At 69.3% G+C, this 13,314-nt stretch carries 15 protein-coding genes; 5 read left to right on the forward strand and 10 right to left on the reverse strand.

Translation table 11 applies throughout. The annotated features are described in order from the left end of the window. Positions 1-81 precede the first annotated feature (81 nt). A complete protein-coding gene (gene mqnE / locus OG379_RS17240) occupies positions 82-1,245 on the reverse strand; it encodes an aminofutalosine synthase MqnE (protein ID WP_104786756.1) in 1,164 nt (387 codons plus the stop codon). A 91-nt stretch (positions 1,246-1,336) separates the two neighbouring features. Further along, positions 1,337-1,792 (reverse strand): Lrp/AsnC family transcriptional regulator, encoded by a 456-nt coding sequence (locus tag OG379_RS17245; protein WP_104786757.1) that lies wholly within the window; start codon positions 1,790-1,792, stop codon positions 1,337-1,339. Positions 1,793-1,913: 121 nt separating this feature from the next. Here OG379_RS17245 and OG379_RS17250 point away from each other — a divergent pair, with 121 nt between their 5' ends. Next, the gene (locus OG379_RS17250; protein ID WP_393758489.1) at positions 1,914-2,063 is read left to right on the forward strand and encodes a hypothetical protein; all 150 of its coding nucleotides are present in this window, start codon (positions 1,914-1,916) and stop codon (positions 2,061-2,063) included. Positions 2,064-2,073: 10 nt separating this feature from the next. Here the strand turns inward: OG379_RS17250 and OG379_RS17255 are convergent, their stop codons facing one another. Next, on the reverse strand, positions 2,074-2,739 hold the full coding sequence (locus OG379_RS17255) for a UbiX family flavin prenyltransferase (protein WP_405668549.1): 666 nt from the start codon (positions 2,737-2,739) through the stop codon (positions 2,074-2,076). A gap of 113 nt (positions 2,740-2,852) precedes the next feature. Between OG379_RS17255 and OG379_RS17260 the strand changes: the two genes are divergently transcribed. Then, positions 2,853-3,458 (forward strand): rhomboid family intramembrane serine protease, encoded by a 606-nt coding sequence (locus OG379_RS17260; RefSeq protein WP_405663748.1) that lies wholly within the window; start codon positions 2,853-2,855, stop codon positions 3,456-3,458. Positions 3,459-3,503: 45 nt separating this feature from the next. On the opposite strand, the gene mqnP is transcribed toward OG379_RS17260, so the two are convergent. Further along, positions 3,504-4,427 (reverse strand): menaquinone biosynthesis prenyltransferase MqnP, encoded by a 924-nt coding sequence (mqnP, locus tag OG379_RS17265; protein ID WP_393758485.1) that lies wholly within the window; start codon positions 4,425-4,427, stop codon positions 3,504-3,506. Further along, a complete protein-coding gene (locus tag OG379_RS17270) occupies positions 4,406-5,863 on the reverse strand; it encodes a menaquinone biosynthesis decarboxylase (protein WP_393758483.1) in 1,458 nt (485 codons plus the stop codon). The genes mqnP and OG379_RS17270 overlap by 22 nt, the downstream gene beginning before the upstream one ends. A gap of 89 nt (positions 5,864-5,952) precedes the next feature. Here OG379_RS17270 and OG379_RS17275 point away from each other — a divergent pair, with 89 nt between their 5' ends. Beyond that, positions 5,953-6,396 carry a PLD nuclease N-terminal domain-containing protein gene (locus OG379_RS17275; RefSeq protein WP_405663752.1) on the forward strand — a complete coding sequence of 148 codons (444 nt, stop codon included), beginning with the start codon at positions 5,953-5,955 and terminating at the stop codon, positions 6,394-6,396. A 45-nt stretch (positions 6,397-6,441) separates the two neighbouring features. Here OG379_RS17275 and OG379_RS17280 read toward each other — a convergent pair whose 3' ends face one another. Further along, positions 6,442-6,882: a MarR family winged helix-turn-helix transcriptional regulator gene (locus tag OG379_RS17280; RefSeq protein ID WP_405663755.1), complete on the reverse strand. Its 441-nt coding sequence runs from the start codon at positions 6,880-6,882 to the stop codon at positions 6,442-6,444. A 167-nt stretch (positions 6,883-7,049) separates the two neighbouring features. Here OG379_RS17280 and OG379_RS17285 point away from each other — a divergent pair, with 167 nt between their 5' ends. Together OG379_RS17285 and OG379_RS17290 are read left to right on the forward strand one after the other, a co-directional pair. Beyond that, positions 7,050-7,745, forward strand: a complete 696-nt coding sequence (locus OG379_RS17285; protein WP_393758477.1) for a type 1 glutamine amidotransferase domain-containing protein — start codon at positions 7,050-7,052, stop codon at positions 7,743-7,745. Next, a complete protein-coding gene (locus tag OG379_RS17290) occupies positions 7,742-9,067 on the forward strand; it encodes an aldehyde dehydrogenase family protein (RefSeq protein ID WP_405663758.1) in 1,326 nt (441 codons plus the stop codon). Before OG379_RS17285 ends, OG379_RS17290 begins: the two co-directional genes overlap by 4 nt. Positions 9,068-9,130: 63 nt before the next feature. On the opposite strand, the gene ccsB is transcribed toward OG379_RS17290, so the two are convergent. The 4 genes from ccsB to OG379_RS17310 are packed head-to-tail and all read right to left on the reverse strand — an operon-like array spanning position 9,131 to position 13,281. Next, entirely contained in the window at positions 9,131-10,213 is a 1,083-nt protein-coding gene (gene ccsB, locus OG379_RS17295) for a c-type cytochrome biogenesis protein CcsB (protein ID WP_405663761.1), read from the reverse strand. Next, positions 10,210-11,904 (reverse strand): cytochrome c biogenesis protein ResB, encoded by a 1,695-nt coding sequence (locus OG379_RS17300; RefSeq protein WP_405663763.1) that lies wholly within the window; start codon positions 11,902-11,904, stop codon positions 10,210-10,212. The genes ccsB and OG379_RS17300 overlap by 4 nt, the downstream gene beginning before the upstream one ends. A gap of 4 nt (positions 11,905-11,908) precedes the next feature. Next, positions 11,909-12,670: a cytochrome c biogenesis CcdA family protein gene (locus OG379_RS17305; RefSeq protein WP_405663766.1), complete on the reverse strand. Its 762-nt coding sequence runs from the start codon at positions 12,668-12,670 to the stop codon at positions 11,909-11,911. Positions 12,671-12,675: 5 nt separating this feature from the next. Further along, a complete protein-coding gene (locus tag OG379_RS17310) occupies positions 12,676-13,281 on the reverse strand; it encodes a TlpA family protein disulfide reductase (RefSeq protein ID WP_401630769.1) in 606 nt (201 codons plus the stop codon). Positions 13,282-13,314 lie beyond the last annotated feature (33 nt).

Below are 13,314 nucleotides of genomic sequence, written 5' to 3' on the forward strand. Positions count from 1 at the left end.
GGACGGCAGGCCGGGGCTTTCGTACAGCGGGACACCCGGAACACCCGCTACGGGCGCGGGGCGTCGGGCGGGCGCGAGGCCTCAGACGCGCATCGGCTGCGGCGTCTCGCGCCGGCCTGCCTCCGGGCCCGGGTACTCGCGCAGGATCTCGTACCGGGTGTTGCGCTCCACGGGCCGGAAGCCCGCGTCCCGGATGAGGTCCAGCAGGTCCTCACGGCCGAGCTTGTTCGGCGTGCCGTAGTCGTCCGCGTCGTGCGTGATCTTGTACTCGACGACCGAGCCGTCCATGTCGTCCGCACCGTGCTGGAGCGCGAGCTGCGCGGTCTGCACGCCGTGCATGACCCAGAAGACCTTGACGTGCGGGACGTTGTCGAAGAGCAGCCGCGAGACCGCGAAGGTCTTGAGCGCCTCCGCGCCGGTCGCCATCGACGTCCGCGCCTGGAGGGTATTGCGGACCTTGCCGTCCTTCATGTCCACGAAGTCGTGCTGGTAGCGCAGCGGGATGAAGACCTGGAAGCCACCGGTCTCGTCCTGCATCTCCCGCAGCCGCAGCACGTGGTCGACGCGGTGACGGGGCTCCTCGATGTGCCCGTACAGCATCGTCGCCGGGGTCTTGAGACCCTTCTCGTGCGCGAGACGGTGGATGCGCGACCAGTCCTCCCAGTGGGTGTTGTGGTCGACGATGTGCTGGCGGACCTCCCAGTCGAAGATCTCCGCGCCGCCGCCGGTCAGCGACTCCAGACCGGCCTCGATCAGCTCGTCGAGGATCTCGGAGGCCGAGAGGCCCGAGATCGTCTCGAAGTGGTGGATCTCCGTCGCCGTGAACGCCTTGAGCGCCACCTCCGGCAGAGCTTCCTTGAGCGCGCTGAGCGAGCGCGGGTAGTAGCGCCACGGCAGGGTGGGGTGCAGCCCGTTGACGATGTGCAGCTCGGTGAGGTTCTCGCCCTGCATCGCCTTGGCGAGGCGGACGGCCTCCTCGATGCGCATCGTGTACGCATCCTTCTCGCCCGGCTTGCGCTGGAACGAGCAGTACGCGCAGGACGCGGTGCACACGTTGGTCATGTTGAGGTGACGGTTGACGTTGAAGTGGACGACGTCGCCGTTCTTCCTCGTACGCACCTCGTGAGCCAGCCCGCCGAGCCATGCCAGGTCGTCGGACTCGTAGAGCGCGATCCCGTCCTCGCGGGTCAGCCGCTCGCCGGCCCGGACCTTCTCCTCCAGCTCGCGCTTGAGTCCCGCGTCCACTAGGGCGCCTCCATGTCTCTCTGTAGTCGTTCCGCCAGCCCACGGTACTCCCCCGCCCTCCGGGCGGAGGCACCCCCGTCACCGCTCGGCGTCACTCCTCCTCGGGGAGCTCCCCGACCCGGTTCTCCCACTTGGTGGAGAGCACGACCGTCGTACGGGTCCGGGAGACCCCCCTGGTGCCGCTGAGCCGCCGGATGGTCTTCTCCAGGCCGTCCACGTCGCCGACCCGCACCTTGAGCATGAACGAGTCGTCGCCCGCGATGAACCAGCAGTCCTCGATCTCGGCGAGGTCCTTCAGCCGGTGCGCGACGTCCTCGTGGTCGGCGGCGTCGGAGAGGGAGATGCCGATCAGCGCGGTGACGCCGAGCCCGAGCGACGCCGCGTCGACGGTCGCGCGGTATCCGGTGATGACACCGGCGGTTTCCAGCCGGTTGATGCGGTCGGTGACGCTGGGCCCGGAGAGCCCGACGAGCCGTCCCAGCTCGGCATACGAGGCCCTGCCGTTCTCTCTGAGGGCCTGGATGAGCTGCCTGTCCACCGCGTCCATGTGACTGAAACCTTCCATTGTTCAGCAGTACCGCGAGCTTACGTGTAGAATCTAAGGCGCAACAGGGTCAGGCCCTGTAAATCTTTCCCAGTATCCAAGAAATGCTTTCGAATCTTCAGGAGTGAACTTCACCGTGTACTCGATCGAGATGGCCTACGCCCGGATGCGCGAGCTGCAGGACCTGGCCAACCGCTCGCGTGCCCACCAGCCCGCCGCCGCCCACCGTGTCGACCGCGCCCGCGCCCCGCGCATCGGCAGGAAGAAGCGCTGACCTCACCGGTTCAGCTCCGGGAGGCGCCACCGAGCTCCCCCTCCCACCGGTGGTACAGCTGGTGCGGCACCCCCGCCGCGTCCAGCACCCGCCCGGCGACGAAGTCCACCAGGTCTTGGATGTGCGTCGCCCCCGCGTAGAACCCCGGAGAGGCGGGCAGCACCACGGCGCCCGCCTCGTCGAGCGCGACCATCTGCCTGAGCGTCTGGCCGCTGAGCGGTGTCTCGCGCACCGCCACGACCAGCTTCCGCCGCTCCTTGAGCGTCACGCTCGCGGCCCGCTGGAGCAGATCCTTCGAGAGCCCGAGCGCCACCCCGGCCACACACGCCGTCGACGCCGGGACGATCAGCATCCCCTTCGCCGGATACGACCCCGAGGACGGCCCTGCCGCCAGATCGCCGGCCGCCCAGTGGCGCACGCCGTCGATGTCGGGCCGGAAGGTGTCCGGCTTCCCGTCCGCGCCCCGCGCCAGCCAGCTCCGCAGGTCCTCCTGCCAGTGGGCGTCACGGAAGGCGAGCCCCGTCTCGTCCAGGAGCGTCAGCCGCGAGGCACGGCTGACCACCAGATCGACGCTCTCCCCGGCCGCCAGCAGTCCGCGCAGCACCGAGGCCGCGAACGGCGTGCCCGATGCGCCCGATACCCCGACAATCCAAGGCCTGCGCTCCTGCTGACTCATCGAAGTCCCGGCTGTCACACCGCCGAGCCTATCCGGCCCCCCGTCCCAGGAACTGAGCCAGGGGCTCCGGACGTTGCAACGGATGAGGGAACAGCCATGGACAGGGGGTGACCATGACGGGGACACGCACCACCGCCACCGCACGGGCCGTCACGGCCGGCGCGGTCATGCTCGCCTGGGTCGCGCTGCTGTGGCTGCTGGAAGGCATCGACATGGCGACGGGCAATTCCCTCGACGGCTACGGCGTGAGCCCGCGCGAACCCGCCGAGCTGGCCGACGTCGTCCCCTCCGCGTTTCTGCACAGCGGCTGGGAGCACGTGGCGTCCAACAGCGTCCCGCTGCTGGTGCTCGGCTTCATCGCCGCGCTCGGCGGGATACGCAGGTTCGCCGCCGTGGTGCTCGTCGTGATCGTGACGGCCGGCGTCGGCGTCTGGCTCACCGCGCCGCCGAACACGGTGACGCTCGGCGCGTCCGGCGTGGTCTTCGGCCTCTTCGGCTATCTGCTGGTCCGCGGTTTCGTGGACCGGCGACCGCTGGACATCGTCGTCGGCGTGATCATCGCCGCGGTCTACGGCTCCCTGCTCTGGGGCGTGCTGCCGACGGACTCCGGCATCAGCTGGCAGGGCCACCTCTTCGGCCTCATAGGCGGGGTGGCGTCGGCGTTCTTCTTCCGCCGCCCCCGCCGCCCGCAGGAGCCCAAGGGCTACATCACGGTATGAGGGTCACGGTGTGAGGGTCAGGGTGTGAGGGTCAGGGTGTGAGGGTCAGGGTGTGAGACCCCGCACCAGCAGATCGAGCAGCGCACACGCGAAGAGCGCGATCCCGATGAAGCCGTTGACCGAGAAGAAGGCCCGGTTCAGCCGGGACAGGTCGTGCGGCCGCACGACCCGGTGCTCGTACACGAAGGCCACGGCGACGACCACCATGCCGATCCAGTAGAAGATCTCCGCGTCCGTCGCCAGTCCGAACCACACCAGCAGCCCGGTCGTCACCACATGGCAGACCCGTGCGCCCCAGAGGGCGGCCGGGATCCCGAAGCGTGCGGGGAAGGAGAGCACTCCGTGGGCCCGGTCCGCCTGCACGTCCTGGCAGGCGAAGATCAGGTCGAAGCCGCCGATCCAGATGCCGACGGCGAGCCCCAGGATCACCGCGTCCCACGACCAGCTCCCGGTCACCGCCAGCCAGGCGCCGATCGGCCCCATGGCCTGGGCGATCCCCAGGATCGCGTGCGGGAAGTTCGTGAACCGCTTGCCGTACGGATAGACGACCATCGGCACGACGGCGACCGGAGCCAGAGCCAGACAGAGGGGGTTCAGCAGGGCGGCGGCGCCCAGGAAGACGACGACGGCCACGATCGCGCCGGTCCACGCGGACTTCACCGTGACCGCGCCGGTCACCAGCTCCCGGCCCTCCGTGCGCGGATTACGGGCGTCGATCTCCCGGTCGATGATCCGGTTGGCGGCCATCGCGAACGTACGCAGCCCGACCATCGCGACGGTCACGAGCAGCAGCGTGCCCCAGTGGAACGTGCCGTCCAGCTGGAACATCGCGGTCAGCGCGGCGATGTAGGCGAACGGCAGCGCGAAGACCGAGTGCTCGATCATCACCAGCCGCAGGAACGCGCGGGGCTTACTGCGGGGCTGCGGCACAGCGGCGGCTGAGGCGCTCACAGTCCGTACTCCTTCCATCGGCGGTCGACCTTCGCCGCCGTATCCGGGTCGGACTCGACCATGGCCGGCCAGCCGCCGTCCCGGGTGTAGCCCTCCTCGGGCCATTTCCTCGTCGCGTCGATCCCGGCCTTGCCGCCCCAGAACTGCTGGTAGGAGGCGTGGTCGAGATGGTCGACCGGCCCCTCGACGACGGTGAGGTCGCGGGCGTAGTCCGTGTTGCCCAGCGCCCGCCAGGAGACCTCGTGCAGGTCGTGGACGTCGCAGTCGGAGTCCACCACCACGATCAGTTTGGTCAGCGACATCATGTGGGCGCCCCAGACTGCGCTCATCACCTTCTGGGCGTGCTTCGGGTACTTCTTGTCGATCGAGACGATCGCGCAGTTGTGGAAGCCGCCCGACTCCGGCAGGTGGTAGTCCACGATGTCCGGGACGATGATCTTGAGCAGGGGCAGGAAGAACCGCTCGGTGGCCCGGCCCAGCGGACCGTCCTCGGTGGGCGGCCGGCCCACGACGATCGACTGCAGCAGCGGGCGCTTCCGCATCGTCACACAGTCGATCTTCAGCGCGGGGAAGGGCTCCTGGGGGGTGTAGAAGCCCGTGTGGTCGCCGAACGGCCCCTCGGGCAGCATCTCGCCCGGCTCCAGCCACCCCTCGATGACGACCTCGGCCTGGGCCGGGACCTGGAGCGGGACGGTCTTGCAGTCGACCATCTCGATCCGCTTGCCCTGGACGAAGCCGGCGAAGAGGTACTCGTCGATGTCCCCGGGCAGCGGTGCCGTGGAGGCGTACGTGACCGCGGGCGGCGCACCGAACGCGATGGCGACGGGCAGCTTCTCGCCACGCCTGGCGGCGACCTGGTAGTGGTTGCGGCTGTCCTTGTGGATCTGCCAGTGCATCCCGATGGTGCGCTTGTCGTGGCGCTGCAGCCGGTAGAGACCGAGGTTGCGGATCCCCGTCTCGGGGTCCTTGGTGTGGGTGAGGCCCAGGTTGAAGAAGGAGCCGCCGTCCTCGGGCCAGGTGAAGAGCGCGGGCAGCTGGTCCAGGTCCACGTCGTCGCCGGTGAGGACGACCTCCTGGACGGGGGCGCTGTCGGACTTCACCTTCTTCGGCGGCAGGTGGGTCACCGCGCCGAGCTTCCCGAAGGCCTCGCGGATCCCGACGAAGCCCTGCGGCAGTTCCGGTTTGAGGAGTCCGCCGATCTTGTCGCTGATCTCGGCGTAGGACTTCAGTCCGAGCGCCTTGAGCAGCCGCCGGTCGGTCCCGAAGACGTTCATGGCCAGGGGCATGGACGCCCCCTTGACGTTCTCGAACAGCAGCGCGGGCCCGCCCGCCTTGTTCACCCGGTCGACGATCTCGCCGACCTCCAGATACGGGTCGACCTCGGCCTTGATGCGCTTGAGATCGCCCTCGCGCTCCAGAGCCCGGAGCAGGGAGCGAAGATCGTCGTAAGCCATAAGGCCAAGTATCGGACACCCGCTACCCTGGGCCCGTCACCGGGGGCGGTCCGTGCGCCTCCCCACCTCACCTCGGGGGACCTTCCACCATGCTCAGGGCCTTGATCTATCTCCTGCCGCTGGCACTGACGATCTACGCGTTCATCGACTGCCTGAACACCCCGGAGGACGAGGCGAAGCACCTGCCGAAGATCGCCTGGGTCTTCATCATCCTGCTGTTCTGGATCGTCGGGCCGATCGTCTGGCTGGCCGCGGGCAAGCCCCGCCACGCGCCCGCCGGGGGCCGTACGCCCTCCGAATGGCACCGCGGCCGCCGCACGACATGGGTGGCGCCCGACGACAACCCGGACTTCCTCAAGTCGCTGAAGGACGAGAAGTCGCTGAAGGACGAGAAGTCGCTGAGGGACGGGACCAGGAGCGACGAGGCGCGCCTCGACGAGCGGGAGGCCGACCTGCGCCGCCGCGAGGAGGACCTGAAGCGCCGTGAGGGCGGCGCCGGCCCCGACGACTCGGCTCCGCCCGCCACCTCATGAGCCCTGTCCTCACGGGTTCATGACTTCATCTCACGGTTCATGAGTTCACGAGGACAGGAGCCGCCCCAGCCGGTCGAGCAGGGGCAGCAGCGCCGTGCGCTCCTCGGGGGTGAGCGCCTCCAGCGCGCCGTGCACCACGCGCATCTCGGCCCGGATGCGGTGCGCCAGCTCGGTGCCCTCCGCTGTGCGGGAGGCCACCTTGGAGCGGCGGTCCTCCGGCGCCGGGGTGCGCGTCACCAGGCCGCGGGCCTCCATACGGCCGATGAGACCGGTCGCGTTGGACGCGTCGCACACCAGATGACTGGCCAGCGCGCTCATGGGCATGGGTTCGTTGAGGGCGATCAGCGCCCGGGCCTGCGAGGTGCTGAGACCGTGGCGGCCGGCGACGGCGGTGAGGTCGTCGTGGTGGCCACGGACGACGACTGCGAGGGGTTCGAGCAGTTCGTCCGGAGTAGGGACGGCGCGGGGTGCCGGTTCCGTCGTCATGGTCGGTCATCCTTCGATCGGTGCGCGTGGTCCGGAGGCCCGGACGCTGTCCGCCACGCACCCGCATTCATTTGACATGCTCAACTTTGACCCGTTACATGAAGGGTATTGCTTGAGCATATCAAGCTTCATGTTTCACGCGTCTCGCGTCTCGTAGGGAGCACCCCATGTCCTCCGTACTCTTCGTCCTCACCGGTGCCGACCACTGGACACTCAACGACGGCACCGCCCACCCCACCGGCTTCTGGGCGGAGGAACTCGCCGCCCCCCACCGGGTCTTCTCCCAGGCCGGCTTCGACATCACCATCGCCACCCCCGGCGGGGTCGCCCCCACCGTGGACAGCGTCAGCCTCACCGCCGAGTACAACGGCGGCCAGGACCAGGCCGACGCCGTGGCCTCGTACCTCGCCGCCATCGACGAGACGCTCCGCATCCCCGCCCGGCTCGAGGACGTCGTGCCCACGTCGTACGACGTCGTCTTCTACCCCGGTGGCCACGGCCCCATGGAGGACCTGGCCGTCGACGAGACGTCCGGCCGGCTGCTCACCTCGGCCCTGGACTCCGGCACCCAGGTGGCCGTCCTGTGCCACGCCCCCGCGGCCCTGCTGCCCGCGCGCCGCGAGGACGGCAGCTGGCCGTTCGCCGGGTACCGCATGACCGGCTTCAGCAACGTCGAGGAGGCCCAGGCCGGACTGGCCGACAAGGCGCCCTGGCTGGTCGAGGACCGCCTCGTCGAGCTCGGCGCCGACTACACCGCCGCCGAGGCCTGGTCGGTGCACACCGTGCACGACCGCAACCTGCACACCGGCCAGAACCCCGCCTCCTCCGAGCAGCTGGCCCGCGAGATCCTGGCGGCCCTGTGAGCGCCGCCGAGACCGTGCGGGAGTCCCCGGCCGATGTCGTGGCCCGGCTCCGTGGAGCCTTCCGTACCGGCCGCACCAGGGACCTCGCCTGGCGCACGGACCGGCTGACGCGGCTGCGCGCCCTGCTCACCGAGCGCGGTGACGAACTGGCCGAGGCACTCCGGGCCGACCTCGGCAAGAGCCGCAAGGAGGCCTACCGGACCGAGATCGACTTCACGGTCCGCGAGATCGACCACACCCTGGAGCGCCTGGCCGGCTGGCTGGAGCCCGAGCCCGCTCCCGTACCGGCCGTACTCGCCGGGGCCACCGCCCACACCGTGCAGGACCCGCTCGGTGTCGTCCTCGTCATCGCGCCCTGGAACTACCCGGTGCAGCTGCTGCTCGCACCGGTCGCCGGCGCGCTGGCCGCGGGCAACACCGTCGTGGCGAAGCCCAGCGAGCTGGCGCCCGCCACCTCCGCCGCCCTGGCCCGGCTGCTGCCGGAGTATCTGGACGCCGACACACTCGCCGTCGTGGAGGGCGGGGTCCCGGAGACCACCGCGCTGCTCACCGAGCGCTTCGACCACATCTTCTACACGGGCAACGGCACGGTCGGCCGCATCGTGATGGCCGCGGCGGCGAAGCACCTCACGCCGGTGACGCTCGAACTGGGCGGCAAGTCGCCCGTGTTCGTCGACCGTGGCACGGACCTGAAGACGGTGGCCGCCCGGCTGGCCTCCGGGAAGTTCCTCAACGCCGGCCAGACGTGCGTCGCGCCCGACTACGTCCTGACCGACCCGGAGACCGCGCCGGCCCTGGCGGACGCCCTCGCGACTGCGGTCGAGGGGCTGTTCGGGCAGGACGCGTCCACCAGCCCTGAGTACGGCAGGATCGTCAACGAGCGCCACTTCGACCGGCTGGTGGGCCTCCTGGACTCCGGCCGTACGGTGACGGGCGGCGCCCACGACCGGGACACGAAGTACATCGCCCCGACCGTGCTGGCCGATGTCGCCCCGGACTCCCCCGTGATGCGGGAGGAGATCTTCGGCCCGGTCCTGCCGGTCCTCACCGTGGACGGCCTCGACGAGGCCATCGATTTCATCAACGACCGGGACAAGCCCCTGGCGCTGTACGCGTTCACGGAGTCCCCCGCCGTACGCGAGCGGCTGCTGGCCGAGACGTCCTCGGGCGGGGTCGGCATCGGCCTGCCGCTGGCCCACCTGACCGTGTCCGACCTGCCGTTCGGCGGGGTCGGCGAGAGCGGCATGGGCAGCTACCACGGCCGGTACTCCCTGGAGACCTTCAGCCACCGCAAGGCGGTCCTGGACACCCCGCTCGGCTGACGCCCGTACATGCCGCGAGGGCGCGACCGCACCGAAGCGGTCGCGCCCTCGCGGCTGTGCCGGTCAGACTCCGGCGTAGGAGTGCTTGCCGGTGACGAAGATGTTCACGCCGTAGTAGTTGAAGAGCCAGCAGCCGAAGGCGATCAGCGCCAGGTAGGCCGCTTTGCGTCCCTTCCAGCCGGCCGTCGCGCGGGCGTGCAGGTAACAGGCGTAGGCGACCCAGGTGATGAAGGACCAGACTTCCTTGGGGTCCCAGCCCCAGTAGCGGCCCCAGGCGTCGCCCGCCCAGATGGCGCCCGCGATGATCGTGAACGTCCACAGCGGGAAGACCGCGGCGTTGATGCGGTACGAGAAGGTGTCCAGGGTCTTCGCGGCGGGCAGCCGCTCCAGGACCGAGGTCGCGAACTTGCCCGGCGTGCCACCGTTCGCGATCTTGTTCTCGTAGCTGTCGCGGAACAGGTAGAGCAGCGTGCCGACGGCGCCGAGATAGAAGACGGCGCCGCAGATGATGGCGGTGGAGACGTGGATCCACAGCCAGTAGGAGTGCAGCGCCGGGACCAGCTGGTCGCTGTCGGTGTACAGCGTGGTGGTCGCGATGCCGAGGTCCAGCAGGACGGTGGTGACCAGCAGCAGACCGATCCAGCGGACGTTCTTCTTCAGCGCCAGGAGGATCAGGTACGCACCGACGGCCACGGTGGAGAAGGTGATCGAGAACTCGTACATGTTGCCCCAGGGGGCACGCTGCACGGACAGGGCGCGTGCGACGACTCCGCCGGCCTGGACGGCGAAGGCGACGACGGTCAGGGAGACCGCGATCCGCCCCCACAGGTCGCCCTTGAAGGTGCCGCCCGCGGCTCCGGGGCCGTCCGGGACGTCCCGGGTCCCGGCGGCGGAACGGGTGACGATCTTGGGGCGCTCCAGCACTGCGGTGCTGCCGCCCTGGGCGGCCTGCACCTTCACCGTCGAACCGCCGGTGGCCGAGTCCTTCTTCAGCGCGGCGGCCGTGCGGCCGACCTTGCTGCGGCTGCCGAACACCCACTCCGCGATGTGCGCGAAGAAGGCCAGGGTGTAGACGGCCATCGACGAATAGATCAGCGTGTTGCTGATGTTCGCAAGATTCTCGTTGGTTGCGGCGGCGAGATTCACTTCTCAGCCCCTTCGGCAGGTTCTTCGGAGGGTTGTTCGGTCTCGGGTTCGAGATCGGGCGCGGTGGGCGCCACGGTGTTGAGCGCGACCGCGAGATCGGCCAGCTCCTCGGGCAGCTTCGCGGACTCGCTCCGCCCCAGGCCCGCCATCTCGACGACGGTGACGCCGTCCGCGCCCCGGACCGCCCGCACCCAGACGCGTCGGCGCTGGATGAAGAGCGAACCGGCGAGCCCGATGATGGCGGCGACGGCGCCGGTGAGCGCCCAGCCGCTGGCGGGCTGGCGCGAGATCTGGAAGCTGGCCCATTCCTCGACGCTCTCGAAGGTGACCGAGCCCGCGCCGTCCGGGAGCTTCATGGTCTCGCCGGGGCGCAGTCGCTTCTTGAGCTTGTCCCCGTTGCTGTCCTTGAATTCCTTCATCTTGGACGTGTCGAGCTGGTAGACGTTCTGCGGCAGTCCGGAGTCGACGCCGAGGCTGCCGTAGTAGCCGTTGAGCGCGAGGACCGGGTAGTCGAGTCCGGGGTACTGCGAGAACATCGTGCCCTGGCCGTTGCCCGCGAACGTCGGTACGAAGAAGGCCTGGAAGCCCAGCTGGGTCTTCTTGCCGTCGGTCCCCTTGTAGCCGTCCATCACCTTGATCGCGCCGGTCGAGGTGACGTTGTTGTCGATGGGCAGCAGGGGCACGGCGGACCTGTAGACCTCCTTGCCCTTGCCGTCCTTGACCGAGATGACGGGGGCGTAGCCGTGGGCGTTCAGGTAGACCTTCGTGCCGTCGACGACGAGCGGCTTGTTGACCTCGATGACCTTCTTCTTCGGCTCACCGTCGGCGCCCTCGGCGTACGTCACGCGGGCCTCGTAGGTCCTGGGCGTGCCGCGCTGCGGGCCGCTCCGCTCGTACGTGCCGACGAAGTCCTCCAGGTCGAAGCTGAAGGGGGTGAGGTCGTCGGTGTCGAAGAGCGAGCCGGACTTGAAGTCGTCGTACTGGGTGATCGTGTTGGCGAAGCCGTCACCCTCCACGATCAGCTTGCCGCCCTCGGACTTGAAGAGCTGCCCGCCGGCGAACGCGACGAGCATGACGATCAGCGCGATGTGGAAGAGCAGGTTCCCGGTCTCGCGCAGATAGCCCTTCTCCGCGGCCACCGCGTCGCCCACCGCGTGCGAGCGGAAGCGCCGCTTGCGCAGGATGCCGAGCGCGGCCTCGCGGACCTGCTCGGGCTCGGCGTCGGTGCGCCAGGTGGTGTAGGCGGGCAGCCGGGTCAGCTTCTTCGGGGCGCCGGGCGGACGGCCGCGCAGCTGGCCGACGAACTGGCCGGTGCGCGGGACGATGCAGCCGATCAGGGAGACGAACAGCAGGATGTAGATCGCGGAGAACCACACCGAGCTGTAGACGTCGAAGAACTGGAGCTTCTCGTAGATCGGCGTGACGGTGGTGTGGGCTTCCTTGAAGGTCTGCACCTTCAGCTCGTCCACGCTGTTCTGCGGGATCAGTGAGCCGGGGATCGCGCCGAGCGACAGCAGGAAGAGCAGGATCAGCGCGACCCGCATCGAGGTGAGCTGGCGCCAGAACCACCGGGCCCAGCCGATGACGCCCATCGCGGGCACGGAGGACGCGGACTCTTCGCGCGGGGCGGTGGACAGTTGCTCTCCGGCCTCGCCGAGGTCGCGCTCGTCCGTGGTGTGCGTGTTGCTCATGGACTCAGATCCCTACAGTGAAGCCGTTGGACCAGGCCTGCATCTCCTGGATGAGCGCGTCCCAGGCGCCCGTCAGCAGGAGCAGTCCGGTCACGATCATCATGCCGCCGCCGATGCGCATGACCCACGCGTAGTGGCGCTTGACCCAGCCGAACGCTCCGAGCGCCTTACGGAAGGCGACCGCCGCCAGGACGAAGGGGACACCGAGTCCGAGACAGTACGCCACGGACAGGATCGCCCCGCGGCCCGCGGTCGCCTGCGTGAAGGCGAGCGTGTTGACGGAGGCGAGCGTCGGCCCGAGGCACGGCGTCCAGCCGATCCCGAAGAGGGCGCCGAGCAGCGGTGCGCCGGCCAGGCCGGTCACCGGCCGCTTGTGGATGCGGAACTCGCGCTGCGTCATCCAGGGCATGAGGCCCATGAAGAAGATTCCCATGAGGATCATCAGTACGCCGAGGACCTTGGACAGCGTCCCGCTGTACTCCTGGAGCGTCTGCCCGAAGAAGCCGAAGAGCGCGCCACCGGACACGAACACGACGGTGAAGCCGAGCACGAAGAGCGAGGCCCCGGCGACGGTTCGGCCACGCCGCTGTTCGGCCAGGTCGGCGCCGCTGACCCCGGTGACGTAGCTGAGGTAGCCGGGCACCAGGGGCAGGACGCACGGCGAGAAGAAGGAGACGAGACCGCCGAGCAGAGCGATGGGCAGCGCCACTATGAGAGCTCCGCTGAGGACCGTCTCGTTTCCGCCGGCCGCGGCCAGTTCGAGCACCGGAGTCACTTCTCCGCGACCAGCGGGTCGATCATCTCGCGCAGTTTCTCCGCGTCGAGCGCGGCGAGCGACCGGGCGGCGAGCTTCCCGTCCCGGTCGATGACCACGGTCGACGGGATGGCCTGGGGGTTCAGCGTGCCCTTCGGGAAGCGCAGGAGCAGCTTCCCGGTCGGGTCGTAGATGCTCGGGTAGGTGACCCCGAAGTCCTTCTCGAAGCTGACCGCGAGGGACTTCTGCGGGTCCCTGGTGTTGACGCCGACGAACTGGACGCCCTGGTCCTCGGTCGCCTTCGCCACCTTCTCGAAGTGCTTGGCCTCGGCGCGGCACGGGCCGCACCAGGATCCCCAGAAGTTCAGGACGACGATCTTGCCCTTGTAGTCGGCGACGGCGAGGTCCTTGCCGTCCAGGGTCGTGCCGTCCAGCTTCGGCGCGTCGGTGCGTTCGCCCTTGGCGACGGTGGAGATCCCTCCGCTGCCGGTGACGAAATTCGTGTTGCCGCCGCCGCCCGCCTTGGCGCCGTCACCACTGCATGCGGACAGGGTCAGGGCACCGGCCACCGCGGTTGCGGCGAGCAGGGTGAAGCGGCGTCGGGGTACGCGGCCAGAGCTCATGTGAAAAGTTTCGCATGGCAGTTCCGGGGATCT

It is taken from the genome of Streptomyces sp. NBC_01166 (genome assembly GCF_045039765.1).
In the GTDB taxonomy this organism is placed as follows: Bacteria; Actinomycetota; Actinomycetes; order Streptomycetales; family Streptomycetaceae; genus Streptomyces.

Excerpts from the sequence above, each read along its gene's own strand:
- OG379_RS17245 (WP_104786757.1), bottom strand. The coding sequence starts at position 1,792 with ATGGACGCGGTGGACAGGCAGCTCATCCAGGCCCTCAGAGAGAACGGC.
- OG379_RS17285 (WP_393758477.1), top strand. The coding sequence starts at position 7,050 with ATGTCCTCCGTACTCTTCGTCCTCACCGGTGCCGACCACTGGACACTC.
- OG379_RS17270 (WP_393758483.1), bottom strand. The coding sequence starts at position 5,863 with ATGGCTTACGACGATCTTCGCTCCCTGCTCCGGGCTCTGGAGCGCGAG.
- OG379_RS17300 (WP_405663763.1), bottom strand. The coding sequence starts at position 11,904 with ATGAGCAACACGCACACCACGGACGAGCGCGACCTCGGCGAGGCCGGA.
- OG379_RS17260 (WP_405663748.1), top strand. The coding sequence starts at position 2,853 with ATGACGGGGACACGCACCACCGCCACCGCACGGGCCGTCACGGCCGGC.
- OG379_RS17310 (WP_401630769.1), bottom strand. The coding sequence starts at position 13,281 with ATGAGCTCTGGCCGCGTACCCCGACGCCGCTTCACCCTGCTCGCCGCA.
- mqnP (WP_393758485.1), bottom strand. The coding sequence starts at position 4,427 with ATGGAAGGAGTACGGACTGTGAGCGCCTCAGCCGCCGCTGTGCCGCAG.
- OG379_RS17280 (WP_405663755.1), bottom strand. The coding sequence starts at position 6,882 with ATGACGACGGAACCGGCACCCCGCGCCGTCCCTACTCCGGACGAACTG.
- OG379_RS17275 (WP_405663752.1), top strand. The coding sequence starts at position 5,953 with ATGCTCAGGGCCTTGATCTATCTCCTGCCGCTGGCACTGACGATCTAC.
- OG379_RS17255 (WP_405668549.1), bottom strand. The coding sequence starts at position 2,739 with ATGAGTCAGCAGGAGCGCAGGCCTTGGATTGTCGGGGTATCGGGCGCA.